This window comes from uncultured Henriciella sp., assembly GCF_964005855.1.
GTDB lineage: Bacteria > Pseudomonadota > Alphaproteobacteria > Caulobacterales > Hyphomonadaceae > Henriciella.
In genome coordinates, this window is the sequence record NZ_CAXFSW010000002.1 from 302,134 (window position 1) to 325,351 (window position 23,218).

Below are 23,218 nucleotides of genomic sequence, written 5' to 3' on the forward strand. Positions count from 1 at the left end.
AGTTTAAAGAGGCCAGAATTGACAAACAGAACAGAGCGGATTCGGGCAAGATTGACGCAGCTTTTTTCACCTTCCGTGCTGAATGTGACCGACGATAGTGCCCGTCATGCCGGGCATGCGGGCGCAAGTCCGGAAGGTGAGACACATTATAATGTCGAGATCGTCTCAACTGCATTTGCCGGAAAAAGCCGGGTGGAAATGCAGCGTGCGGTGAATCAGGCGCTGGCGCCGGAGTTCGAGCGCGGGCTTCATGCACTGTCGATCAAGGCACGCGCAGCCTGAGCCTTACGGCCCTGATTTTGCAGGACCGTCCCTGACCTGTACAGAAGGTGGTGGGGGGAAGACATGCTGCTCGCGATTGCACCAAATCCGCATAAGGGCGGGGCGCCGACACGGATTGCGAGGCTGGCCCAGCGCGGCGGCCCGATCTGGGCGATCGATGCCGAAAGCCTGCACCGCAATCCAGACCTTCTTCTGCCGTTCAGCCGGACCTCTCCCGCCCTCATACGGCTTGCCGACGCCCTGTCGGTGGTCTTCGTGATGATGGCGGTGATGGGCAGCTTCTTTATCGGATGGTGGGTCTTTATCCCGGCCATGGCGCTCAGCCTGATTCTTGGCGGGCTTGCCCGCTGGCTGGCGGGGTCTGTCGCCAAGCGCGCGGCAAGACGCTCACACGAAGCGCTTGTCAGGCTTCATTCCATGGAGCTGATGTGGCTGCTGCCCGCCTGAGCGGAGCGGCGTGTCAGTCGTCGCTGAACAGGCCGGGCTGCGGGCCTGCTTCGGGTGCGGCGAGACCGAGACGTTCATAGGCAAGCGGCGCGGCGACGCGCCCGCGCGGCGTGCGCGCGACATAGCCTTTCTGCATGAGGAAGGGTTCAATCATGTCCTCAACCGCATCGCGCGCTTCCGACAGGGCGGCGGCCAGCGTGTCGGCGCCGACCGGGCCGCCCGCATAGGTGCGCACAAGGGCGGTGAGATAGCGCCGGTCCAGCGCATCGAGCCCGTCTTCATCAATCTCCAGCCGGGAGAGGGCGCGGGCGGCGGCTGCCTTGTCGATGGCGGCGCCCTCCGCTTCAGCAAAGTCGCGCACGCGGCGAAGCAGGCGGATGGCGATACGCGGCGTGCCGCGGGCACGGCCGGCGATTTCGAGCGCGCCATCCCGGGTAAGATCGCAGGAAAGGCGCCGGCCTGCCGCCATCAGGATATGGGCGAGCTGGTCCGGACCATAGAAGTCGAGCCGCATCGGGATGCCGAACCGGTCCCGCAGCGGATTGGCGAGGAGGCCTGCGCGCGTCGTCGCGCCGACAAGGGTGAAGGGGGCAAGGTCCAGGCGGACAGAGCGGGCCGACGGGCCTTCGCCGATCACGATGTCTAGGGCATAATCCTCCATGGCGGGGTAGAGGATTTCCTCGACAGCGGGCGGCAGGCGGTGAATCTCATCAATGAAGAGGACGTCGTTTTCTTCGAGATTGGTCAGGATAGCCGCAAGATCGCCGGCCTTGGCGATGACGGGGCCTGAGGTGGATCTGAACCCCACACCCAGCTCCTTTGAGATAATCTGCGCCAGCGTCGTCTTGCCGAGACCGGGCGGGCCGAAGAGGAGAACATGGTCCAGCGCCTCGCCGCGCGCCTTGGCCGCGTCGACATAGATTTTGAGGTTCGACTTGATCGCGTCCTGGCCGACATAGTCCTCAAAGCTCTGCGGCCGCAGGGCGCGGTCCAGCGCTTCGCCGGACTGGCGTTCAGGATCGGTGAGGCTGCCATCCCGGCTCATGAGGGCGAAAGCTCCTTCAGGCCGGCGCGGATGAGGGCGGAGGTGTCGGCCTCAGGATTATTTCTGGACGCAGCGAGGATGGCCTTTGAGGCGTCGGCCTGCGCGTAGCCGAGATTGACGAGTGCCGAAACCGCTTCGCTGCGCGAGCCGGCAAGTTCGCCGCCAGAGGTCTGCGTTTCCTTTGTGGATGTATGCGGGGCGAAGGCGCCGAAGCGGCCCATCGGCGGGGGCTTGCCGGAAAGCTCCCCGATGATGCGCTCGGCGAGTTTCTTGCCCACACCCTTGGCGCGCGAGACGGTGGCGGCATCGCCCATGGCGAGGGCATCCATCAGCTCGGACGGGGAAACAACATCCATGATCGCCATGGCGGACTTGCCAGCGACGCCCGGCACATCCTGAAGGCGCACGAACCAGGCGCGCGCTTCGTCGCTTTCAAATGCGAACAGGGTGATGGAGCTGTCGGTCACCCGGGTCTCGATATGCAACTCAGCCTTTTCGCCGGGTGAAAGACGCGCGAGGAGACGCGAGCCTGCAAGCGCGACATAGCCGACGCCGTTCACGTCGATCATGACGCTGTCGGCGCCGACGGTTGCGATCTCTCCTCTGAGGCGTCCGATAATCATGCCGCGCCCCGTGCACTGAGTTGGCCGGGCAGGCGGGCGTGATGGGCGGTGCAGATGGCGCAGGCAAGTGCATCGGCGGCATCGGAGGGCAGCTTGCCCGCCTTGGGAAGGAGGCGGGCGACCATGAAGCCGACCTGCGTCTTGTCGGCCGCGCCTGTTCCGACAACGGCGAGCTTGATGGTGCGCGGGGAGAATTCGAAGACATCGAGACCGGCGCCGTGCAGGGCGGCCATGGCGACCCCGCGCGCCTGACCCAGCTTCAGCGCCGAGCGGGGATTGGCGTTGACCAGGGTTTCTTCGACGCCGCCGATCTGCGGCCTGTACTCGGCGGCGAGCAGCCCGATGGCCTCAAAGATGCCGCCAAGCCGGGCGGCCAGCGAAAGCGCCGGGTCGATCCGGATGACGCCATGCGCGATATGGGAAAGGCGCGAGCCTGTCTGTTCGATCACGCCCCAGCCGGTCTGGCGGAGGCCTGGGTCGATGCCGAGGATGCGGATAGGTTGGGTCATGGGGGTGTGAAACCACCGCTTCGGTTAACAGGCCCCTTCTGTTTTCCTGATTTGTTCCGCCCCGGCAAGAGGCGAGGCGTGTTCGCCTCGCGCTCAGCTGTAGATAAAATCCACCGTCTCGGCCTCCGGCGCAAAAATGCCGGCTGTGAGAAGGCCGCCATAGACCGCGCCTGTGTCGAGGTTGAAGCGGCGCGGCGGACTGCCTGCCACCAGGGGGCGGGAATCCTTGGTCGGCGTGTGGCCGTGGACCACCTGCCAGCCCTTGAGCTCCCCCACATCCCAGCGGCCAGGGTCGAAAAACCGGTTCGACCGGGTCCACATGTGAATCTGCTCGCCCGAATGCGGAAAGGTTTTCGGATCGACGCCAGCATGGACGAAGGCGATCTTGCGATCATTGTCGAGATGGAGCGTTGGCAGGTCGCGGACCCAGCGAAGATGTGAGGGGGGCGGGTCTTCATCCCCGCGCCGGATATAGCTTTCCAACGTGGCATCGCCGCCATTGGTCAGCCAGTGCATCCTGAAATCTCTGGCCTCTTCGCCATAGGCGTCCAGCATCATCTGCTCATGATTGCCGCGCAGATTGACGACCTCGATATCGGTGCGTTCTTCGAGCTCCATCAGGAGGGCGATGACGCCTGCGCTATCGGGGCCCCGGTCGATATAGTCGCCGAGATGAACGAGCTTCAGCTCCCTCTGCGGGAACGTCTCGCGGTGATGGTCGAAGATTTTTGCATGAAGGTCTTCAAGCCGTGTGCGCTCGCCATGAATGTCGCCGATCGCATAGGTGACGGGCTGGTGTGACATTCCGGGGGTTTCCTTCGTTCTTGCCTTGGGTCTCACAGGATCAACGAATTCAACCGCCGAATGGCACCATATCAATTTCATATGGGTGGGAGTCGAGCTGCGCGACCGGGCGGAGGCCCCAGAGACTGTTGGTGGCGAAAAGACAGGCACCCTTGGCCCTCAGCTGGTCGAGGGAGATCGCTGCTTGCTCGATGGCGTGACCGTCTGCCTGCAGCTTCGCGATCACCTTGGCACGCATATAGCCGGGGCGCACGCCTTCCTCTGGTGGCGGTGTGAGCCAGCGCCCGTCCGGGCCGCGAAGAAAGAGATTCCCCATCGCGAAACAGGCGGGCCTGCCTCTGGTGTTCAGCATGAGGGCTTCGCCAGCGCCGGCTGCGACAGCTTCACGGCGGGCCGCGAGATTGTCTGCGTAGTTGGTCGCCTTGATCCGGCTGATGGGTGAGGTCTCATTCCGAAGGATGGTGGAGGTGATAGCGGTAAGCGGCGGGAAGGGGCGCGAGTGGGAAAGCGGGGAGAGGCTAATGACAGTCAGGGGCGCGCTGTCGCCCGCATCGGCGCCGCGCCCGCCGGCCCCGCGGCTGAGCGTGATCCGGATGGAGGCGTCGCCGCTGGCCGAGCTGGCCGCTTCTTCCATGGCGGCGCGCAGGGCGGCGTCTTTGGGAAAGCCGGTAATGCCGAGCGTGTTGGCCGATTGCCGCAGGAGCCCAAGGTGTTCGCTGATCCCCTCTGCCTTCCCTGCGCGCACGAACAAGGTCTCGAAACAGCCATCCCCGAGCAGGAAGGACCGGTCGCGGACCGAGACGGCGGGCGTTTCAAGGCGGTCAGTGGCGAGAAAGGCAATGTCCATATGCGGTGCTACTCCCCCTCAAGCGCGGCCCGGATGGCGCGGGCCTTGTCCAGTGTCTCGGCATATTCGGCTTGCGGGTCTGAATCTGCAACGATGCCGCCGCCTGAGCGGAAATGACCGGCCCAGCCACCCTCCGCGCGCTCTTCCAGAGCAATCGTGCGGATCAGGATGGAGGAGTCCATCGCGCCGTCCGGGGCCATCCATATGAGCGAGCCGCAATAGGGTCCGCGCGCCTCATCCTCCATCTCTTCAATGATCTGCATGGCGCGGATCTTGGGCGCGCCGGTGACGGACCCTCCCGGAAAAGCGGCAGCGATCACGTCGAACGCGTCACGGCCGGGCTGAAGTTCTGCCTCTATGGTCGAGACGAGGTGATGGACATTCGCATAGGAATGCAGCGCCTGCAGCTCTGGCACCTTCACGCTGCCCGGCACGCAGACACGCGAAAGATCATTGCGCATCAGGTCAACGATCATGAGATTTTCGGCGAGGTCCTTGGGAGAGGATGTGAGCTCCGCGGCGAGGGCCTCGTCTTCCTGCGGCGTCTTTCCGCGCGGGCGTGTGCCCTTGATCGGCTGGGTCCGCGCTTTGAGGCGGCCATCTGGCTCACGCCGGATCTGGAGAAAGCGTTCGGGCGAATTGGAGACGAGGGCGAGGCCGGGCAGACGGAAACAGGCAGAGAAGGGCGCCTTGCTGGCCGCAAAGAGCCGCGCGGCCAGCATATAGGGGTGTTTGCCGTCCAGCAGGGTAAAATTCGAACGCTGCGAGATATTGGCCTGAAAACAGTCTCCCGCATGGACGTAGCTCACGGTGCGGGCGACGCGGCTTTCATAGTCCTGCTTCTGGATGCAGTTTACCGCCGGCGTGCTGAGCGGGCCGGTTGCGTCTTGGGGCGGTAGGGGCCCAGCCGCAAGCTGGAGCAAGAGTGGCGCCGGGGCGCCTGGCCAGTCCCAGTGTAAGTGCTCAGCGGCCTGCGTCTCATGATCGAATGCGATGAGTTCGTGATAAAGACCAAGCGCAATATCCGGCCATGGACCCCGCTCTGCCCCTCTGCCGAGCTTTGGCAGCAGGGCGCGTCCATACTCATAGGACAGAAGCCCCGCCCAGCCGCCACAGAAAGGCGGGGCGCCGGGCGGGCGCTCAAACGGCAGGCTGGACAGCGTCCGGCGTGCGGCCTCCAGATCGCGGGCGTCCTCCGCCGCCTCAATTAGAAGCGTGCGCATCGGCTGCGCACAGATATAGCTCCACCGCCCGCCGGCTCCATGCAGCAGCAACGCAAAGGGCTGGTCCTTCAGCGGCGCAAAGGCCGCGACAGGATCACGCCAGGCGATGGGGGTGCGGGTCAGCACGCCACCGTGCCTCGTGTGCGTGCGATGAGGGGCTGAGGTCTGGGCGTCGTCGTCATTTTCTAGCGAATGCGGCCTTGTGGGTATAAGATGGCGCGGTGTGGCCCTTCGGAGAACCATATATGAAGACAGCCTTTGTTTGCATCGCTTTTGCCGTTGCTGGCCTGCCGGCCCTGGCGCAGGACGTCACCGGCCTCTGGGAGACGGGCACCAATGGCGCCGAGGTCGAGATCGCGCCCTGCGGCCCCGACATCTGCGGCACGCTTGTGACATCAAACGCCATCAAGGCGAATGCCGACGCAAAGGACGCCGAGAATAACGATCCGGCCCTGCGTGACCGGCCTCTGAAAGGGCTGACCATGCTGTCGGGCTTTTCCGGCGGCCCGGAGAAATGGACCGGCGGCAAGCTCTACAATCCGGCAGATGGCAAGACCTATTCCGGCACGATCACGCTGGAAGGGCCCGACACGCTGAAGCTGAAAGGCTGCGTGGTCGCGCCTTTCTGCAAGACGCGGGAGTGGACGCGGATCGAGTGAGGCTGGAGCCTAGAAGCTCATCTTTGCCGCCACGCCATACTGGCGCGGATCAGAGCGGAAGGTGTTGTAGCCGATGAATCCATAGCCGGAGATGGCGACGTCTTCGTCTGTCAGGTTGCGGCCCCAGAGGCTGAGTTCCAGCCCGCGCGCGTCGAGATAGAGCGTGGCGCTCGCGTCGACGGTGGCGTAACCGTCCTGCTTGCGCGCCTCGAGGCCTTCGGCGTCGAGATAATAGTCGCCCTTGGCCTTTGCGTTCGCCTGAATGGCGGCGCGGCGGGTCTCACCGATCTGCCATTCCTGGCGGATGCCAAGCGTGGCCGAAAGCTCAGGCGCAAAGGGGAGCGGGTTGCCGTCGAAGAGGGCGGCGTTTCCTGCGGTGTTGCTCGTCTGCTCGATCTCGGTTTCGAGCCAGGTGAGGCTGGCGGTGAGGTCGAGGCCCTGAAGCGGCGACCAGCTTGTGTCGGCTTCCACGCCATAGGAGACCGCTTCATCAAGATTTGAGAGCGAGTTGGACGTGATCTGGCTGCCGTCTGGCAGGTCGAAGGCGACGAAGATGCGGGCCTGCGGGGCATCATAGTCCTGATAGAAGGCGGCGGCGTTGAAGGCGAGATTGCCGCGCGCCGTCTTGAAGCCAGCTTCATAGGAGGTCACGGTTTCGGCGCCGAACAGGCCCTCATCCTGCCAGCTGGTGGCATTGTTCTGGACCTCGCCATTGAAGCCGCCGCTTTTGTAGCCATTGGCGACCGAGGCGTAGATCGACGTGTCTGCAGAAAGCGCATAGCGCAGCGCGGCATTGCCGGTGAGCTTGTCTTCCTCGATCTCATTCTGGCCGACCGCGCCACCGAGGCCATCGCGGTTGTTCAGGCCGCGCGTGCCATCGGTGAAGATGTGCTGGCCGTAGCCATTGCCTTCAATATCTTCAAAGGTGTAGCGCGCGCCAAGCGTCAGGGTGAGGCGGTCCGACAGGTCAAAGTCGTTATAGGTGAAGAGGGCAGCAGTTGTCCGCTCTTGTCCGATATGGGTCAGGAGAGTGACGGCTGTAAGTGGTGAGACCGGGTTCGGACCGACGCGGCCGGCCGTGCCGACATAGGGGCAGGTGCCGGCAAGCGTCTGCGGGTCGAGCTCACCGCACCAGATGAGATAGTCCTGGGCGAAATCCTCATAGGCAAGATGGGCGCCGAACAGGACACGCGCGCGCTCGAAATCGCGGCTCGCGCGCACTTCCTGGCTAAGCTGCAGGAAAGAGCGGTCATAGCTCAGATTGGCATTGAGGTTCGGGTTGCCGGACGGGGCCGGTGTGCCATCGAAATCGAAGCCGTAATCCTGACCATAGCCTTCGAGGGCCGAAAGGGAATAGAGTGTCCATGGGCCGAGATCGGTCTGGCCTTCAAGGGCGAGGCCGTAGAACTCATTATCGGTGTCCTTCAGGCCATCGCCTTCGGACGATATTTCGTGGTCGCCGACGCTGAGGCTGTCATTGCGGGGCGTGGTGTTGATGCCATTGTCTTCTTCATAGTGGCCGCGCAGCAGGAGCGAGGAGCCGCCGGGCGTTTCGTAGAGAAGCTGAGCGCGAAGGCCGAATTCGTCGCGCACACCGCCAGCATCTTCCGGGCCACGTGGAATAGCGGGATCGGTCTGAACATTGTCGAGCGCCGGCTCCTGCGAGAGATAGCGGCCCGCGATCCGGTAAGACAGGCGGTCGGTGAGGGCTGCGCCGCCCGCGCCGGAAAGATCGACCCGGTTAAAATTGCCGTAGGAGGCGCGGAGATATCCGTCCTGATCCGGGCTGGGCCGCGTGCTGATGAAGTTGATCGCGCCGGAAGAGGCGTTGCGGCCGTAAAGCGTGCCCTGCGGGCCTTTTAGGACTTCGGCGCGGGCAAGGTCATAGAGGAAGAGGCTGGTCTGGACGTTGGTCGACAGGAAGACGCCGTCAGAATAGATGGCGGCGGCTGTGGGCGTCAGCGCCTGATGGTCCACGGCGCCAATGCCGCGGATCTGGAAGGCGACCTGCGACCCGTTGGCGACGGCGGCTTCGACGCCGGTGAGATATTGCGTGACACCTTCGGCCCCGTCGAGCGTCGAAGCCTCTTCGGCGATGTCGCCCGCGAGCACAGTGACGCTGGCAGGGATGTCGAGCGTGGATTCCTCGCGCCGTGTCGCGGTGACGGCGACGGTTTCCAGTTTGCGGACGGCGTCTTCATCGCTTGCGCCGGTCTGCGCCAGGGCCGGCTGAGCCAGACAGGCAAGGCTGGCGGATGCGAGGCAGGCGCGGCGCAGGGAAGTGATACTCATGGAAAGACTGGCCCTCTGAAAGATACGCTTGGGGGGAGGGACGGTCTTGCGCCGCCCGCTGCGCCATGGGCCATACAGCGGGCAATAGGAGGGTCAACTGATGGCGGCGATTAGCGCTGCTAAGGTTGCTGTGACCCACAAAAGCGATGCCCGGGACGGGCGTGGAAACGCTTGATAATCGTAGAGAAAATTGGAGCGGGCGATGAGATTCGAACTCACGACCCCAACCTTGGCAAGGTTGTGCTCTACCCCTGAGCTACGCCCGCATCCGATAGGGTAACTGACCTGCGCGAGGCCGATCAGCGAGAGACGGGCTTTAAGCGCAAATCAGAAGTCCTTGCAAGGGGGATTCGCAGGACTTTACTGCACACAGCGCCAGCCGCCCTGCTCTAGACGTCCTTCGGGGGTTTGAGGCGGCGTTTGGTCTTGTGGGCGTCGGCCTTGTCGCCGGTGACTTTCTCGCCGCGCATATAGTGGCGCTGCCAGCCGGCCTTCACCGTGTCGGAATCGAGGGCGTTCAGCTTTTCGAGGAAGCTGCCCCGGCTCTGGTGCCAGGCATGATAGTCGTTCTGTAGCTCCGGATTGGAGGCCAGCAGCTTGCGTTCCGGCTGGATCTCTTCGGTCTTGCCATGTTCGAACGGCATGATGAAGCAGAAGGGTTCGCCCTTCTTGAAGGTCACTTCGCCGGGCCGGGTCATCTGCCAGTTCATGGTGAAGGGAAAAGGCAGCCAGTCGGTCTCAACCAGGCCAGTCAGCGGGGCGATCCCATCCTTGAAATAGTTCGGCGGGCCGGACGCCCAGAGGCCCCAGCCGGGCGGGGTGCGGAAGAGGTGGCCGGTGTGGAAGGTGACGATGCCGCGCCGGAAGTGACTGTCGGCAAAGGAGGGGATGGCCGCCGGATTGCCTGTCGTGAACAGTTTCAGCGAATAGTCATGCTCGCCGCCATCCCAGATGATCTTGATGTCCATCGGGCAGAGGATTTCCCAGCCCGTGGAGTTGGCCATGGTCAGCGGCAGGCAGCGATATGGATGGCGGTCGGGAAAGGCATCCATCCATTCGCGCTGGGAGCGGCCCGGCACGATTTCAGGGGCGACATTGTAGATCTTGTAGCATTCGAGCTCCATCGGGCGGGCTCCCTTACTTGACGTGTGCGCCCTGATTGCCTGAAACACCGCCATGCCTGCAAGCCCTGACGATCTCTTCGCCTATCTCGACCAGCTCGGCCTCGCCCATGATACACGCTGGCATGAAGCCACTTTCACCGTGGAAGAAGGCCGCGAGCTGAAGGAGACGATGCCGGGCGGGCACACGAAGAACCTCTTCATGAAGGACAAGGATGGCGTGATCGTCCTTGTCTCGGCGCATGCTGACAGCGAGCTGAAGCTCAACCAGTTGCACAAGCTGATCGGTACGCGCAGGCTCTCCTTTGCGAGCGGGGAGCTGATGGAAGAGCTTCTGGGTGTGACGCCGGGATCGGTCACCGCCTTCGCGCTGATGAATGACAAGGCGGGCAAGGTGCGCTTTATCGCCGATGCCGCGCTGATGGCGTATGACACGCTGAACTTCCACCCGCTGGTGAACACAGGCACGACGGCCATTTCCAACAGCGATTTCAGGCGGTTTGTCGAGGCGACCGGCCATGACCTCACCGTGGTCGATTTTGCCGCGCTGCTGCCTGACGCCTAGGACCGGCCTGCCCCTGTTGTTTTTTGGCCGGTGAGGGCCCAAGTTTCCGCTCAGAAAATTCCGAAAGGCGCAAGCGATATGGAAAATATCACGATCGGACCGGCCGGTGGCGCCGGTGGCAATATCAAGGACGCAACCGACCAGAGCTTTATGGCGGATGTGATCGAGGCCTCGAAAGAGGCCCCGGTGCTCGTCGATTTCTGGGCGCCGTGGTGCGGGCCGTGTAAATCCCTCACCCCCGTGCTTGAGAAAGTCGTCAATGAGCAGCAGGGCAAGGTGAAGCTCGTCAAGGTGAATATTGACGAGAATCCGGGCGTGGCCGGCCAGCTGGGTGTGCGCTCCATTCCGGCGGTCTTCGCCTTTGAAAATGGCCGCCCGGTCGATGCCTTCCAGGGCGCGCTGCCGGAAGGCCAGCTGAAACAGTTTGTCGAGAAGCTGCTGGGCGGCACCGATGAAGGCCAGCAGATCCAGGAAGCCATCGAGCATGCCGACAAGCTGCTCCAGTCCGGCGATGCCGGGCAGGCGGCGCAGATCTACAGCGCGATCATCGAACGCGACCAGAAGAATATCGCCGCGATTGCGGGCCTTGCGCGCTGCTATCTGGCCAATGACGATCCGGACCGCGCCGCGCAGATCCTCGACATGGCGGGGCCTGACCGTCAGATGGACCCGGCGATCAAGAGTGTGCGCACCGCCATCGAGCTGATGGCCGATGCGCCGAAGGACAGCGAGCTCGATGAGCTTATGGAGAAGGTCACCAATGACCGGTCCAATCATGCCCTTCGCTTCGAGCTTGCCGAGGCGCTGATGGCGCGCGGCAAGAACAAGGAAGCGGCCGATCACCTTCTGAGAATCCTGTCCGACGACCTCAACTGGGAAGAGGGCAAGGCGAAGGCCAAGCTGCTGGAACTGTTCGAAGCTGCAGGGCCTAAAGACCCCGCCACTATTGAAGGACGCCGCCGGCTCTCCTCTCTCATGTTTGCCTGAGGCCTCGACTTCACTGGCAGGCGCGCCATGTCCTTTCCTTCAAAGGCAAGAGGTGCTGACCCGTTATGACAAGGCACGGCTACAGGAAGATTGAAGATCTTCCCGAAACGATCCCCGTCTTCCCGCTCACGGGCGCGTTGCTCTTTCCGCGCTGGTCGCTGCCGCTCAACATATTCGAGCCGCGCTACCTCAACATGATCGATGATGCGATGTCCGGTTCGCGGCTGATCGGTATGGTCCAGCCGGCCACCAAGGACAGGCGCAATCCGCAGCTTGCCGGCGTGGGGTGCGCGGGGCGGCTGACCAGTTATTCGGAAACCGATGACGGGCGATACCTGATCAGCCTGACGGGAATCTGCCGTTTCAATGTGCGTCAGGAGCTGGATATCCAGACGCCCTACAGGCAGGTGGCGGCGGACTGGGCGCCCTTCGCAGCCGACCTGCAGGAGCCGGACCTGTCGAATCTTCCGGACCGGGACGAGCTGGCAAAAGCCCTGCGCAAATACGTGGCGACCCATGCGATGGACGTCGACTGGGACGCGGTGGAAACAGCGCCCATCGAGACGCTGGTCCATGCGCTGGCGGCCGGGTGTCCCTTTGCCGCGATGGAGAAACAGGCCCTTCTGGAAGCAGAGACCGTTGCGGCAAGATGCCGGGCGCTCATCACGCTGCTTGACATGGATGCGGGCGGCGACGATTCCTCGACCCTGCAATGAGTGAAGACACAAACCACACCGAACCGGCCACGCGTCAGACCGATCCGCGTCTGCTCGAGCGCCTGATCTGCCCGGTCACGCGCACGCCGCTGACCTATGACCGCGCCCGCCAGGAGCTTGTCTCCAGACGTGCGCAGCTTGCCTATCCGATCCGTGACGGGCTGCCGATCATGCTGGAAAGCGAAGCGCGCCCGCTGGACGATGAGGCGCCGTGATGAGTGTCATGCCGTGGCCGCAGGAACTCCGCTTTCGCAAGGGCGCCGGTGTGCTCAGCCTTGTCTTTGAGGACGGGTTTCGCGGCGATATTGGGTACAAGCGCCTGCGCGAAGAGAGCCCTTCCGCCGAAGTCCGCGGCCATGGCGCCGGCCCGCGCCCGCCCCAGCCGCCTGTGCCGGGCGATATCTCCGTGACAGCTGCAGACCCGGTCGGCCGCTATGCTGTGCGCATCCATTTCAGCGACGGCCATTCCAGCGGTCTTTATACCTGGGCCTATCTTCGCGAGCTTGCCGAAGGCGGGCCCGCCTAGGGCTGCATCAGGGGCGGCAGGTCCGGCGAAGATGCGCTGGCAAGGCTGGCCAGCTTGTGTCGCACCGGCGCAATTGTGTTCGCGGCCAGCAGGCTAAGGCCCCGCAGCGGCTTGGCGAACGTGTTGTCATTCGAGAAAAGACGGTCAATCGCATCCATGCCGAGCGCGGCGGTGCTGGCGCCAAAGCGGCGCGAGGACTCATAGGCGCCAAGCGCCTGCGCGCCGCCAATATCGAGCCCGGCCCTGTCTGTCTCCACAATGGCCTGGTGCAGGGCGGCGATATCGCGAAAGCCCTGATTGAGGCCCTGCCCGGCCAGCGGATTGAGCCGGCGTGCCGCATCGCCGACAATTGCGATCCGCTCGCCCACCAGGTGTTCGGCGATCTGGAGGATCAGCGGATAGCTGCCCATCGGACCGTCTATCGTCATGGTGCCCGCAAAATGGGCAAAGCGGTGATTAAGCTCGGCCTCAACCTCTTCCTTGGGCAGTCTGGCCAGCGCTTCAGGCGCGCCGCGCTTCATGTACCAGGCGAGATTTGCCCGGTTGCCGGGCAGGGGAAGTGTCGCAAACGGACCTTCGGGCGTAAAAAGCTGGCGGGCGATGCCGTCATGCGGACGAGACAGGGTCACATTGGCGGCAAAGACCGATTTCCCATAGTCGCGGCCCTGAACCTCAATGCCGGCGGCATGGCGGACTGGCGACTTCATGCCATCGGCGCCGATTAGAAGACGGGCACTGAGTGTGCGGCCATCCTCAAGCTCCACATCGATAGAGCCGGGGGCGGGCTTGCAGTTCTTGAACAGGGCAGGCGCGAGCAGGGTGATGCGCGGCTCGTCGGCAATGGCCTTGTCTAGCGCGTCCTGAAGGATCGGCGCCTGCACCATCTGGCCGAGGGTTTCGTCCTCACCGCGATGAACGAGGTCTTCATCGCCAAACAGGATGGAGGGTGCGCCGAACCAGTGCGTGCCGCCATCGACCGCTTCCAGCCCATGCAGTGGCTGGGTTTCACCCTCAATTCGCTGCGCCGCGCCAATCGCTGTGAGAAGGCGCCAACTGCCTGTCACGATTGCGTAATTCCGCGTGTCGGTAGGCGGGGTTGCGGCCGGGTCGCGGGCGTCGACCAGCGCAACCTTAAAGCCGGCTTGCGCCAGCGCCAGCGCCAGGGAGCTGCCAGCCGGGCCGGCGCCGATAATTGCGATTTCCGTGTCGATGTTCGCCATGTCCCGCAAGGTAAGCAGGCGCGGGCCTCCGGTCCAGAGCTATGCGCGAGGTGACGCAGAAGTGGGCGTTTGCGCCGCAGTCTGCACGATTCTTGGTCAAAGATCGGAGCGTCATTATGGTCGGGGCGTGCCGCGCTGGTCGAGAAACGGGCGAGCGCCTTTAGTCGGCTTTGTCATACCAAATCAATGGGAGAAGGGCATGAACAGTATGGTTAAAAGGGGAATTCGGGGGCTGGGGGCTGTATCAGCTGTTGCCTCCCTCGCGCTAGGCGCCTCGGCGCAGGACGCGTCCGCCGTCGGCGCCTATGTCGACAATAGTTATCTCTTCCTGATCGGCGGCCTGATCGTGATGTTCATGGCAGCGGGCTTCTGTATGCTGGAAGCAGGTCTGGTGCGGAAGAAAAACGCCGCCATGCAGTCCATGAAGAACGTCGCGCTCTTCTCGGTCGCCGGGATCATGTTCTGGCTGGTCGGCTACAATATGGCTTATCCGGGGTCCACGATCGCAGGCTGGGTGGGTATCCCTGCATTTATCTGGTCGCCGGAAGAGAGCCTCGATACCGGCTACGCCGCCTCTTCGGACTGGTTCTTCCAGATGGTCTTCGTGGCGACCGCTGCGTCCATCGTCTCCGGTACCGTCGCAGAGCGCGTGAAGCTCTGGCCGTTCCTGATCTTCACGGCTGTGCTGACCGCGTTCATCTATCCGATCGTAGCCTCCTGGGAATGGGGCGGCGGCGCGCTCGACTCGCAGTTCGCCTTCTCTGACTTTGCTGGCTCCACGCTCGTTCACTCGACCGGTGGCTGGGCAGCGCTTGTCGGCGCCATCATCATCGGCCCGCGGGCTGGCAAGTTCGTCAACGGGACCGTTCACCCGATGCCGGGCTCCAACATTCCGCTCGCTGCGCTCGGTACGTTCATCCTGTGGTTCGGCTGGTTTGGCTTTAACGGCGCCTCGCAGCTTGCTGCCGGCACGTTCGATGACATCAATGCCGTCGCCAATATCTTCGCCAATACCAATATGGCCGCGTGTGGCGGTGTGCTGGCCGCGATGATCCTCACGGGCATCCTCTACAAGGGCAAGGTCGACGCGACGATGGCGTTCAACGGCGCCATTGGCGGTCTGGTCTCGATCACCGCAGAACCACTGATGCCGTCCATGGGTCTGTCGATCCTGATCGGCGCGATTGGTGGTGTCCTCGTCGTCCTGACCGTTCCGCTGCTCGACAAGCTGAAGATCGACGACGTTGTCGGCGCGATCCCGGCTCACCTTGTTTGCGGTATCTGGGGCACGATGATCGTCCCGCTGTCGCACGCGAACGATATCGGCCTGAACGAGGCTGGTAATCCGAGCTATGTCGGCCAGTTCATCGGTGTCCTGGCCTGTGCAATCTTTGTGTCCGTCGCCTCCGCGATCGTCTGGTTCGTGCTGAAGGCAACCGTCGGCGTCCGTCCTACCGAGGAAGAGGAAATCGCCGGTATGGACAAAAGCGAAGTTGGCCTCGAGGCCTATCCGGAATTCGGCTGAGGCTGAATACCTCGCTTCTTTCGAAGCGTTTCCTCCCAGACTTCCCCGGCCAGGCAACTGGCCGGGGATTTTTTTGTGCGGTGGCGGCCGCACATGGCATTTGCGGATTGCAGCTGGGTCTCCCTGCGTTTGCTGTGTGTTAAGGCGCGTCTGCCAATTTCAGGAAAAGACCCTGAAAGCTGATGGACCTTACCCCTCATGGCCTCGACCACCGCTGAAACGAAGACTGGCGCCCATCGCGAGGTTTCCGACCCCGCCTGGCGCATCCTCACAGGGACAGCGGCCTTCGCCTTGGGGGTGCTCCTTTGCGGCAGCGTGGGAACGCACCAGCCGACCGACCCCAGCCTGAACGCGGCCAGTGGGCTCGACGTGGCCAACCTCTTCGGGCCCACAGGCGCCATCATTGCCGATCTTGCGCTGCAGACCTTCGGCTTTGCGGCCTGGATGGCCGGGCTCTGCCTGATGATTGGCGGGGCGATGCGGGCCGTGCTTATCGGCACGCCGCGCTTGCGCCGCTGGCTGTTCGGTGCAGCCTTCATTCCGGTTCTGGCCGCCATGCTGTCAGCCTTTCCTGTCCCTGCCTCATGGCCGTTCTGGACAGGTATGGGTGGAATGGTAGGCGACGGCCTGCTCGCACTCGTCATGATGCCCTTCAAGGCGCTTCTCCTGCCCGCGCCGGCCTTCCTCGCGGGGCTGAGCCTCGGCATCGGCGCCTTCCTTCTGGGCGCCGCGGCGCTCGGCTTCAGGCGCGGCGATGCCAGCCTGCTGCAGACCGCGGCCAGCAGCTCAGGCCGGCGGGCGGCAAGCAGTCTCGGTGCCCTGGGGGGAGGTCTCGGACGCGTCTTTGGCGGCCTGTTCTCACGCAAAGCTGCCCGCGAGCACGCTGAGGCGCGGAGCCCTGAGCGTGTCTTCCCGCCCGAGGAAGAGGCTTTCGAGGAGGAGACCGACGACTTCGATCCCGACTATGAGGAAGACGAGGACCTGCCCAAGGCCATCACGAAACCGAAAGTCTCCCAGCGCCAGGCCCCGCAGCCGAGCGCGCCCGCCGTCACCACCAAGAGCGGCAAGCGCAAGCGCGCCAGCCGCCTACCCTCGCTCGACCTTCTGGGCGCGCCGCCCGGACGCCGCAGTGCCATCGATGAAGACAGCCTTCTGACCAAGGCGAACCGTCTGGCAGAGGTGCTGCGCGAATTCGGTGTGCGCGGGCGCATCAAGGAAGTCCGGCCCGGCCCGGTCGTCACCCTGTTCGAACTGGAACCGGCGGCCGGTGTGAAGTCGGCCCGCGTCATTTCCCTGGCTGATGATATCGCCCGCTCGATGAGCGCAGTGTCTGCACGCGTTGCCGTCATTCCGGGCAAGAACGCGATCGGTATCGAACTGCCGAATGATGAGCGCGAGACCGTCTATCTGCGCTCGCTTCTTTCGGCGAAAGCCTATGCCGACAACAAATCGCCGCTGCCCATGGCGCTGGGCGAGGATATTGGCGGTACGCCAACCGTGGTGGACCTCTCCAAGATGCCCCACCTCCTCATCGCGGGGACGACCGGCTCCGGTAAGTCGGTCGGGGTGAATGCGATGATCCTGTCGCTGATCTACCGCCTGACGCCCGAACAGTGCCGGTTCATCATGATCGACCCGAAAATGCTGGAGCTTTCGATCTATGAGGGCATCCCACACCTTCTGGCGCCTGTCGTCACGGACCCCAAAAAGGCGGTGAACGCGCTGCAATGGGCGGTGCGTGAGATGGAAAGCCGCTATGAGCTCATGTCCAAGGCGGGCGTGCGCAACCTGGCCGGTTTCAATGAGAAAGCTGCGCGCTATCGCGAGAAGGGCGACCAGCTCACCCGCAAGGTGCAGACCGGCTATGATGAGCGCGGCAAGCCCATCCATGAGACCGAAATCCTGCCGCTGGAGCATATCCCGAACATCGTCGTCGTGATCGACGAGATGGCTGACCTCATGATGGTCGCCGGCAAGGAAATCGAGGGCTGTATCCAGCGCCTCGCGCAGATGGCGCGGGCGGCGGGTATTCACCTCATTACCGCGACCCAGCGTCCATCGGTCGATGTCATCACCGGCACGATCAAGGCGAACTTCCCGACGCGTATCTCCTATATGGTCACGACGAAGATCGACTCGCGGACCATTCTGGGTGAGCAGGGCGCTGAACAGCTGCTCGGCATGGGTGATCTTCTCTATCAGGCGGCCGGTGTGAAGACCAAGCGCCTGCATGGCCCCTTCGTGTCCGATGAAGAGGTGGAAACCGTGGTCGGCTGGCTAAAGGAGCAGGGCGAGCCGGACTATAATGCCGAGATCCTGGAAGAGCCCGAGGAGGGTGGCACGGGCAGCGCGATCATGGATGCGATGCTGGGGGTTTCGTCAGGCGATGGCGATGATGACCTCTATGCGCAGGCCATGGCGGTGGTGCTTCGCGACAAGCGCGCCTCTACCTCGTATATCCAGCGCCGCCTCAAGATCGGCTACAACAAGGCCGCCACGCTGATCGAGCGTCTGGAAGAAGAAGGCGTGATCTCCGCGCCCAACCATGCCGGCAAGCGTGAGATTCTGGCGCGCGATACGCCGTCCGAGTGACAGGTTGAGGCTGAACGAGACACAACGAATCGCGGCGGAAATACCTTATTTCAGCCCTGTTTTGCGGCCCATGCGGGACCTATGTTGCTTGGCCAAGACAGGAGAACGACCATGACGTCTCTATTTCCAGCGCTCACTGCCATCCTGGCCCTCGGGACGAGCCCGTTCGCGCTGACCACAGAGTTTGGCGCCATGCCACAGCAGCCGCTCGCCTGGCGTGTTGCCGCCCCTGCATCGACCGGCCTTGCTGCCGGTCCGGTTGCCCAGTCCAGCCAGGGCGAGATCGTTCTGGCCCAGGCTGAGACTGAAGACACCGAGGAGAAGGCCGCAACGCCGCAGACCGGTGTCGCCCCGCCTCCGCCAGAGCCGCGCGCTGAGCCCGCCGCCGCCACAAGCGAGCCAGCCAAGACAGCCGGCGCCGTGTCGGCGACCGAGCGGCGCGCGATCCTGAAAGCGGCCGCAGAGTCGCTCTCGGCCGCGGAGACGGCGCGTGGCCGTTTTACCCAGCTCGCCCCGGACGGCTCGCTGACACAGGGCGATTTTGCCCTTAGCCGCCCCGGCCGGATGCGTTTTGATTACGATGACCCGACACCCATCCTGATCGTCGCGAACGGTACGACTGTCGCCATGGAGGACAGCGACCTTGAGACAGTGGACCGCGTGCCGCTGGCCTCGACCCCGCTTGGCCTTATCCTTGATGATGAGCTCGATTTCGAGACCGAGGCGCGGGTGACGGATGTGCAGAAAACGCCGAGCGAGATCGCCATCACGATGGAGGATCGCCGGGGCGAGGCGGAAGGCATCCTGACGCTCTATTTCGATCCGGCAAGCTATCAGCTGATGAGCTGGCGGACGCTGGATGCCAATCAGCAGGTGACCCGTGTCGCGCTGCAGGACATCGAGACAAATGTCCGCCTCGATCCGCGCCTGTTCCGGCTGGAAGACCCGGCTGACCGGGAAGAGGACGAGCGCTAGGCAGCTGCCAGGCTGACCGCTAAAATGAAAAGCCCCGCAGCGGACCTGCGGGGCTTTTTCTGTCTGGTTACATCCTACCGGGGTTTAGCTGTCGCTGTCCGGCAGATGCATGGCCTCATCGCCCCAGAGCTCCTTCAGACGCGCATCGCGTCCGCAGCCCTGACGGTAGAAGCGGTACTTCACGGGCGTCGTCTTGTAATAGTTCTGGTGATAGTCCTCAGCCTTCCAGAAGGTGCTCTCGTCCAGCACACTTGTGACGACCGGGCCAGGCAGGACGCCTGATTCCTCGATCTCCTCGATCTCGGCTTCGACCGCCTCGCGCTGATCACCGGTCTCGACAAAGACAGCCGAGCGGTAGCTGGAGCCCTTGTCACAGAACTGGCCGCGTTCATCGGTCGGGTCGATGGTGTGGAAGTAATAATCGACAAGCTCGTCATAGGTGACCTTGGCCGGGTCATAGGTCACTTCGACGGCTTCATAATGGCCGGTGTCGCCGCTCGTCACCTGACGGTAGGTCGGGTTCTCGACCGTGCCGCCGGTATAGCCGGAGACGGTGGAGATCACGCCATCGACCTTGTCGAAATCGGCCTCTGTGCACCAGAAGCAGCCACCGGCGAAGATGGCGCTTTCGACATTGGTGCTGGGCGGCGGCGCGTCACGGCCTTCGTCCGCCATGGCACTCCAGACGAAGGCCGAGCCAGCGGCAATCGTGCCTGCGGCGATGGCAACCAGCGTGGATTGAGAAAGTTTCATCGGTCGGTCCATATCAAACGGGTGTCTTCTGCCCCGTCATATGGCGCCGCGCCTGGAGATTACGAGATCGTCTCTGCAGGCCTCACGGAAAGGTGAGCCGGGCTTTAATCCGCCCGTCCTCTCCTTACGGAAACTAGCTCGAAAGGCGTTCGATTTCGGCTTCTGAGAGCTCTGAATTGTCGTAGACGTTCTGGACGTCATCAAGCTCATCCAGGACATCGAGCAGCTTCATCAGCGTGTCGGCCTGATCGCCTTCGACGGGCACATTGTTCTGCGGCTTCCAGATGAGCTTGGTCGACTTGGCCTCGACCTCGCCGAATTTGCCTTCGAGCGTGGAGGCAACGTCCATCAGATCCTCACGTTCGGTATAGATCCAGTGGCTGGTCTCATCGGTCTCGACATCGGTGGCGCCAGCCTCAATGGCCGCTTCCATGATTTCCATCTCGTCGCCGGCTTCCAGCGGGTATTCGATTTCACCGACCTGGTCGAAGCCGAAGGAGACAGAGCCGGTCTCACCCAGATTGCCGCCATTCTTTGAAAAGGCCGCGCGGATCTCGCTGGCGGCGCGGTTCTTGTTGTCGGTGGAGGCTTCGACAATGATGCCGACGCCGCCGGGACCGAAGCCTTCATAGCGGATATCGTAATATTCTTCGGCATTGCCGCCCTGGCCCTTGTCGACGGCCCGTTTGATATTGTCCTTGGGCATGGACTGACCGCGCGCATTGTTTATCGCAAGGCGCAGGCGCGGATTGGCGTCGGGGTCCGGACCGCCAAGCTTGGAAGCGATCGTGATTTCCTTCGACAGGCGGGCAAAGAGCGCGGCACGTTTCTTGTCCTGCGCGCCCTTGCGGTGCTGGATATTGGCCCATTTGGAATGTCCGGCCATGAATTCCTCGCAAAGCTGGCTTCGTCTTTTGTCTGTGGCGCCGAAGTAAAGCAGCGCCGCGTCTTTTTAAAGGTATCGATGCAGAGCGCCAGACCGGCACGCACGTAAATGGCCCGGCCTCATCCGTCAGTCCGGGACGGGAATGGTCTCCGCCAGCCGTCCCCCGATGCGGATCGGTTCGATACGCTGGGCGAGCCCGGTCCTGTCATCTGTCTCGACATAGACCCCGCACAGCGTGCCTTCACCAAGAGCCGGAGCATAGCGCTCTCCCGGCAGCTGGGTCGCAAAGCGCTGGATGGAGTTTTCCTTCTTCATCCCGATCACGCTGTCATAGTCGCCGCACATGCCGGCATCCGTCTGATAGCCCGTGCCGCCTTCCAGGATCATGAGATCCGCGGTGGGCACATGGGTGTGGCTGCCGACAACAAGGCTGGCGCGCCCGTCGCAATGATGGCCCATCGCCATCTTCTCGCTCGTCGCCTCGCAATGAATATCCACGATCATCGCATCGACGGCGAGGCCGAGCGGCATTTCATCCAGAACACGGTCGGCATGCTGGAAGGCGTTTTCCAGCTGCTGTTTCATGAACACATTGCCCTGGAGCTGGACCACGCCGACGCGGCGGCCATCATCGAGCACGAAGACATGAGCGCCCTTGCCGGGGGCGCCGGCGGCGGCCGGATAGTTGGCCGGACGCAGGAGACGCGGTTCGCGCGCAATATAGGTCAGGGCCTCGCGCTGGTCCCAGGCATGATCGCCCAGCGTCAGGCAATCGGCGCCCGCATTGAAGAAGTCGCCGGCGATGGATTCGGTGAGGCCGAAGCCGCCAGCGGCGTTCTCGCCATTCACGACGACGAAATCGAGTTTCAGGTCGCGGCGAAGGGCAGGCAGGTGGTCTGTCACCGCTACGCGGCCGGGCTTGCCGACGACATCTCCGAAATAAGCGAGTTTCATGGGGCAGCTATGCGCGTTCAGGGGGCAAAAGAAAAGGCGCGCCTCTCAGCGGGGAGAGGTGCGCCTTTGTTTTTGGGGTGATTTCCCGTTCAGGCCTATTTGTTGGAGGCCGAGAAGCCGAGATAATCCTTGGTGATCATGCTCGGATCTTCCATGGTCGAAAGGCTTTCCATCGAGACCGGCTCTTCAGGGTCGATCATGATGGTCAGCGTTTTCGGGTCCTGGATGAACGAAGACAGCGCGGTGCCAAGCTCGGTGGCGATGGCGACATCTACACCGGCCTGCTGGGCCATGAGCGGGGCCATGCCCATCATCTGTGAGGCCTGCGCGCGCATCTGCTCCGGGTCCTGACCGCTCTGGGCGGCGACAGCATTGAAGATGCGGTCAATGAGGCTGTCATCGCTGACGCGGATTTCGAGGCTGCCGATTTCCAGAGCGCCCATGGCTTGCTGCATGACCATTGGATCGGGCTCACCGCCCTCAGCAAGGGTTTCCATGTCCATGGAGGCGGCCAGCTGCTCGTTGAATTCAGCATAGCCGCTGATGTCGCCGCCATAGGAGAAGCGGGCGCCATCGACGAGCTCGAAATAATTATCGTCTGCCTCAAAGGTCAGCGCGTCTTTTTCCGGATCGTAATCGCTGATGCTGGCCATGCGAAGCTCAATGCCTTCATAGCCGATCATGCTGAGGCTCTCGGCCAGTTGGGCGCCGACTTCGCCGCCATCTGCATCGGCGTCGAGCGTCATGCTTGTGGGCTCGAGGACGAAGCGCACGGGCTTGCCATCATTGTTGCGCTCGACATAGGCGTCGACGGACGGCACGGCGAGGTCCATGCCTTCACCGGCGAAGGTGAAGTTATCCAGGGAGATGCGGTCATAGCCGGGCTCCATTGGATTGCTCATCATCATGCTCATCATGGCCGCGGCCATGGCTTCCTCATCGCCTGCATTCTGCTGCATGGCGGTCAGGAATTTGAGGTCGGCGCCGGACACACTCATGGAGTCGAGGCCGCCTTTGAAATTCATGTCGTCCTCATCGACGATGTCGAAGCTGAGGCCGCTGATCTCTGCCAGGGCCGCCTTGTCGCCGGTGAAGTCGCGCATATTGACCGAGCTCAGCTTGTACTTGCCCTCGGCTTCGGTGCCGGAGAAGTCGCCGGAAACATCCGAAACGGCCCAGGCATCGAAAGCAACCTGATCGACCGACGGGAAGTCGGCCGGTTCACCGGTACCAAGCGCGCCCGCAACCCATGCCGCCAGGGCCGGTGAAGGGTTGATCAGCTCGATCTCGCCCACGGTGAGCGTCGACGTGTCGGCCTCTTCGGGGGCGTCATAGGTGATGCCGCTGAAGCTCATGCGGGAGAAGGCAGCCTGGCCGTCGATCATGTCGAGGCCTTCGAAGACCAGCGAATCGATCGTCACGCCGTCCATGTCCGCGATCGTGACGTTGGAGAAGGTGGCGTTGGCGCCATCGACGTCCTTGGATTCGTAGGCGAGTGCGCCGTCACCGGAATTGGTGAGCATCATCGCCGAAATCACATCTGGTGCATCGGCTGGATCGCCTTCGCGAAGCGTGATTTCTTCAAGCGGTGCAGCTTCAGAGCCGCCGGACTGGTCGCACGCCGTCATCATGGCAATAGCCGCGACGCCGGAAAGTAGATATCTCAT

General features: G+C 63.0%; 24 protein-coding genes and 1 tRNA gene. 11 read left to right on the plus strand and 14 right to left on the minus strand.

All coding sequences use genetic code 11. The features are described 5' to 3' along the window. The first annotated feature begins 51 nt into the window (after window positions 1-51). Together ABNU55_RS04610 and ABNU55_RS04615 are read left to right on the plus strand one after the other, a co-directional pair. Entirely contained in the window at window positions 52-282 is a 231-nt protein-coding gene (locus tag ABNU55_RS04610) for a BolA family protein (protein ID WP_290754635.1), read from the plus strand. 63 nt (window positions 283-345) lie between these two features. Beyond that, window positions 346-729, plus strand: coding sequence for a hypothetical protein (locus tag ABNU55_RS04615; protein WP_290754637.1), 384 nt, complete (start codon window positions 346-348; stop codon window positions 727-729). A gap of 13 nt (window positions 730-742) precedes the next feature. Here ABNU55_RS04615 and ruvB read toward each other — a convergent pair whose 3' ends face one another. The 6 genes from ruvB to ABNU55_RS04645 form a co-directional block, all read right to left on the minus strand. Then, window positions 743-1,774, minus strand: coding sequence for a Holliday junction branch migration DNA helicase RuvB (gene ruvB / locus ABNU55_RS04620; RefSeq protein WP_290754638.1), 1,032 nt, complete (start codon window positions 1,772-1,774; stop codon window positions 743-745). After that, window positions 1,771-2,397: a Holliday junction branch migration protein RuvA gene (ruvA, locus tag ABNU55_RS04625; RefSeq protein WP_290754640.1), complete on the minus strand. Its 627-nt coding sequence runs from the start codon at window positions 2,395-2,397 to the stop codon at window positions 1,771-1,773. Before ruvA ends, ruvB begins: the two co-directional genes overlap by 4 nt. Continuing rightward, window positions 2,394-2,906: a crossover junction endodeoxyribonuclease RuvC gene (gene ruvC, locus ABNU55_RS04630; protein ID WP_290754642.1), complete on the minus strand. Its 513-nt coding sequence runs from the start codon at window positions 2,904-2,906 to the stop codon at window positions 2,394-2,396. Before ruvC ends, ruvA begins: the two co-directional genes overlap by 4 nt. 93 nt (window positions 2,907-2,999) lie before the next feature. After that, window positions 3,000-3,710 carry a metallophosphoesterase family protein gene (locus ABNU55_RS04635; protein WP_290754643.1) on the minus strand — a complete coding sequence of 237 codons (711 nt, stop codon included), beginning with the start codon at window positions 3,708-3,710 and terminating at the stop codon, window positions 3,000-3,002. 49 nt (window positions 3,711-3,759) lie between these two features. After that, window positions 3,760-4,557: an aminotransferase class IV gene (locus tag ABNU55_RS04640; protein WP_348764245.1), complete on the minus strand. Its 798-nt coding sequence runs from the start codon at window positions 4,555-4,557 to the stop codon at window positions 3,760-3,762. A gap of 8 nt (window positions 4,558-4,565) precedes the next feature. Further along, entirely contained in the window at window positions 4,566-5,906 is a 1,341-nt protein-coding gene (locus ABNU55_RS04645; RefSeq protein WP_290754495.1) for an anthranilate synthase component I family protein, read from the minus strand. A gap of 119 nt (window positions 5,907-6,025) precedes the next feature. Here ABNU55_RS04645 and ABNU55_RS04650 point away from each other — a divergent pair, with 119 nt between their 5' ends. Continuing rightward, on the plus strand, window positions 6,026-6,439 hold the full coding sequence (locus ABNU55_RS04650; protein WP_290754496.1) for a DUF2147 domain-containing protein: 414 nt from the start codon (window positions 6,026-6,028) through the stop codon (window positions 6,437-6,439). Window positions 6,440-6,448: 9 nt separating this feature from the next. Here ABNU55_RS04650 and ABNU55_RS04655 read toward each other — a convergent pair whose 3' ends face one another. The 3 genes from ABNU55_RS04655 to ABNU55_RS04665 form a co-directional block, all read right to left on the minus strand. Further along, window positions 6,449-8,731, minus strand: a complete 2,283-nt coding sequence (locus tag ABNU55_RS04655; RefSeq protein WP_290754497.1) for a TonB-dependent receptor — start codon at window positions 8,729-8,731, stop codon at window positions 6,449-6,451. Between the two features lie 191 nt (window positions 8,732-8,922). Next, a tRNA-Gly gene (locus ABNU55_RS04660) sits at window positions 8,923-8,997 on the minus strand. A 123-nt stretch (window positions 8,998-9,120) separates the two neighbouring features. Next, a complete protein-coding gene (locus ABNU55_RS04665; RefSeq protein WP_290754498.1) occupies window positions 9,121-9,855 on the minus strand; it encodes a DUF6065 family protein in 735 nt (244 codons plus the stop codon). Between the two features lie 52 nt (window positions 9,856-9,907). Between ABNU55_RS04665 and ABNU55_RS04670 the strand changes: the two genes are divergently transcribed. From ABNU55_RS04670 to ABNU55_RS04690, 5 genes are all read left to right on the plus strand, one after another. Beyond that, window positions 9,908-10,417: a prolyl-tRNA synthetase associated domain-containing protein gene (locus ABNU55_RS04670; protein WP_290754499.1), complete on the plus strand. Its 510-nt coding sequence runs from the start codon at window positions 9,908-9,910 to the stop codon at window positions 10,415-10,417. Between the two features lie 78 nt (window positions 10,418-10,495). Beyond that, complete coding sequence (gene trxA, locus ABNU55_RS04675; protein ID WP_290754500.1) at window positions 10,496-11,404, plus strand: thioredoxin; 909 nt, start codon at window positions 10,496-10,498, stop codon at window positions 11,402-11,404. A 65-nt stretch (window positions 11,405-11,469) separates the two neighbouring features. Continuing rightward, window positions 11,470-12,120, plus strand: coding sequence for an LON peptidase substrate-binding domain-containing protein (locus ABNU55_RS04680; protein ID WP_290754501.1), 651 nt, complete (start codon window positions 11,470-11,472; stop codon window positions 12,118-12,120). Further along, window positions 12,117-12,335, plus strand: a complete 219-nt coding sequence (locus tag ABNU55_RS04685) for a Trm112 family protein (RefSeq protein ID WP_290754502.1) — start codon at window positions 12,117-12,119, stop codon at window positions 12,333-12,335. Before ABNU55_RS04680 ends, ABNU55_RS04685 begins: the two co-directional genes overlap by 4 nt. Beyond that, window positions 12,335-12,646: a gamma-butyrobetaine hydroxylase-like domain-containing protein gene (locus ABNU55_RS04690; RefSeq protein WP_290754503.1), complete on the plus strand. Its 312-nt coding sequence runs from the start codon at window positions 12,335-12,337 to the stop codon at window positions 12,644-12,646. The genes ABNU55_RS04685 and ABNU55_RS04690 overlap by 1 nt, the downstream gene beginning before the upstream one ends. Here ABNU55_RS04690 and ABNU55_RS04695 read toward each other — a convergent pair. Then, on the minus strand, window positions 12,643-13,866 hold the full coding sequence (locus ABNU55_RS04695; RefSeq protein WP_290754504.1) for an FAD-dependent oxidoreductase: 1,224 nt from the start codon (window positions 13,864-13,866) through the stop codon (window positions 12,643-12,645). The genes ABNU55_RS04690 and ABNU55_RS04695 overlap by 4 nt on opposite strands. 199 nt (window positions 13,867-14,065) lie before the next feature. Here ABNU55_RS04695 and amt point away from each other — a divergent pair, with 199 nt between their 5' ends. The 3 genes from amt to ABNU55_RS04710 all read left to right on the plus strand — a co-directional run bounded on the left by amt (window position 14,066) and on the right by ABNU55_RS04710 (window position 18,958). Further along, window positions 14,066-15,391, plus strand: coding sequence for an ammonium transporter (gene amt, locus ABNU55_RS04700; protein WP_290754505.1), 1,326 nt, complete (start codon window positions 14,066-14,068; stop codon window positions 15,389-15,391). 198 nt (window positions 15,392-15,589) lie between these two features. Next, window positions 15,590-17,983, plus strand: coding sequence for a DNA translocase FtsK (locus ABNU55_RS04705; RefSeq protein ID WP_290754506.1), 2,394 nt, complete (start codon window positions 15,590-15,592; stop codon window positions 17,981-17,983). A 111-nt stretch (window positions 17,984-18,094) separates the two neighbouring features. Continuing rightward, on the plus strand, window positions 18,095-18,958 hold the full coding sequence (locus ABNU55_RS04710) for an outer membrane lipoprotein carrier protein LolA (RefSeq protein ID WP_290760582.1): 864 nt from the start codon (window positions 18,095-18,097) through the stop codon (window positions 18,956-18,958). An 84-nt stretch (window positions 18,959-19,042) separates the two neighbouring features. Here ABNU55_RS04710 and msrA read toward each other — a convergent pair whose 3' ends face one another. From msrA to ABNU55_RS04730, 4 genes are all read right to left on the minus strand, one after another. Continuing rightward, window positions 19,043-19,711 carry a peptide-methionine (S)-S-oxide reductase MsrA gene (gene msrA / locus ABNU55_RS04715; protein ID WP_290754800.1) on the minus strand — a complete coding sequence of 223 codons (669 nt, stop codon included), beginning with the start codon at window positions 19,709-19,711 and terminating at the stop codon, window positions 19,043-19,045. Between the two features lie 133 nt (window positions 19,712-19,844). After that, on the minus strand, window positions 19,845-20,597 hold the full coding sequence (locus ABNU55_RS04720; RefSeq protein WP_290754802.1) for a YebC/PmpR family DNA-binding transcriptional regulator: 753 nt from the start codon (window positions 20,595-20,597) through the stop codon (window positions 19,845-19,847). A gap of 126 nt (window positions 20,598-20,723) precedes the next feature. After that, a complete protein-coding gene (locus ABNU55_RS04725) occupies window positions 20,724-21,551 on the minus strand; it encodes a TIGR00282 family metallophosphoesterase (protein ID WP_290754804.1) in 828 nt (275 codons plus the stop codon). A 95-nt stretch (window positions 21,552-21,646) separates the two neighbouring features. Beyond that, window positions 21,647-23,218, minus strand: a complete 1,572-nt coding sequence (locus tag ABNU55_RS04730; protein ID WP_290754805.1) for a hypothetical protein — start codon at window positions 23,216-23,218, stop codon at window positions 21,647-21,649.

Bases quoted from the DNA above. Each gene is read 5' to 3' on its own strand.
- ABNU55_RS04615 (WP_290754637.1), top strand. From the start codon at position 346: ATGCTGCTCGCGATTGCACCAAATCCGCATAAGGGCGGGGCGCCGACA.
- ruvB (WP_290754638.1), bottom strand. From the start codon at position 1,774: ATGAGCCGGGATGGCAGCCTCACCGATCCTGAACGCCAGTCCGGCGAA.
- ruvA (WP_290754640.1), bottom strand. From the start codon at position 2,397: ATGATTATCGGACGCCTCAGAGGAGAGATCGCAACCGTCGGCGCCGAC.
- ruvC (WP_290754642.1), bottom strand. From the start codon at position 2,906: ATGACCCAACCTATCCGCATCCTCGGCATCGACCCAGGCCTCCGCCAG.
- ABNU55_RS04635 (WP_290754643.1), bottom strand. From the start codon at position 3,710: ATGTCACACCAGCCCGTCACCTATGCGATCGGCGACATTCATGGCGAG.
- ABNU55_RS04640 (WP_348764245.1), bottom strand. From the start codon at position 4,557: ATGGACATTGCCTTTCTCGCCACTGACCGCCTTGAAACGCCCGCCGTC.
- ABNU55_RS04650 (WP_290754496.1), top strand. From the start codon at position 6,026: ATGAAGACAGCCTTTGTTTGCATCGCTTTTGCCGTTGCTGGCCTGCCG.
- ABNU55_RS04655 (WP_290754497.1), bottom strand. From the start codon at position 8,731: ATGAGTATCACTTCCCTGCGCCGCGCCTGCCTCGCATCCGCCAGCCTT.
- ABNU55_RS04665 (WP_290754498.1), bottom strand. From the start codon at position 9,855: ATGGAGCTCGAATGCTACAAGATCTACAATGTCGCCCCTGAAATCGTG.
- ABNU55_RS04670 (WP_290754499.1), top strand. From the start codon at position 9,908: ATGCCTGCAAGCCCTGACGATCTCTTCGCCTATCTCGACCAGCTCGGC.
- trxA (WP_290754500.1), top strand. From the start codon at position 10,496: ATGGAAAATATCACGATCGGACCGGCCGGTGGCGCCGGTGGCAATATC.
- ABNU55_RS04680 (WP_290754501.1), top strand. From the start codon at position 11,470: ATGACAAGGCACGGCTACAGGAAGATTGAAGATCTTCCCGAAACGATC.
- ABNU55_RS04685 (WP_290754502.1), top strand. From the start codon at position 12,117: ATGAGTGAAGACACAAACCACACCGAACCGGCCACGCGTCAGACCGAT.
- ABNU55_RS04690 (WP_290754503.1), top strand. From the start codon at position 12,335: ATGAGTGTCATGCCGTGGCCGCAGGAACTCCGCTTTCGCAAGGGCGCC.
- ABNU55_RS04695 (WP_290754504.1), bottom strand. From the start codon at position 13,866: ATGGCGAACATCGACACGGAAATCGCAATTATCGGCGCCGGCCCGGCT.
- amt (WP_290754505.1), top strand. From the start codon at position 14,066: ATGAACAGTATGGTTAAAAGGGGAATTCGGGGGCTGGGGGCTGTATCA.
- ABNU55_RS04705 (WP_290754506.1), top strand. From the start codon at position 15,590: ATGGCCTCGACCACCGCTGAAACGAAGACTGGCGCCCATCGCGAGGTT.
- ABNU55_RS04710 (WP_290760582.1), top strand. From the start codon at position 18,095: ATGACGTCTCTATTTCCAGCGCTCACTGCCATCCTGGCCCTCGGGACG.
- msrA (WP_290754800.1), bottom strand. From the start codon at position 19,711: ATGAAACTTTCTCAATCCACGCTGGTTGCCATCGCCGCAGGCACGATT.
- ABNU55_RS04720 (WP_290754802.1), bottom strand. From the start codon at position 20,597: ATGGCCGGACATTCCAAATGGGCCAATATCCAGCACCGCAAGGGCGCG.
- ABNU55_RS04725 (WP_290754804.1), bottom strand. From the start codon at position 21,551: ATGAAACTCGCTTATTTCGGAGATGTCGTCGGCAAGCCCGGCCGCGTA.
- ABNU55_RS04730 (WP_290754805.1), bottom strand. From the start codon at position 23,218: ATGAGATATCTACTTTCCGGCGTCGCGGCTATTGCCATGATGACGGCG.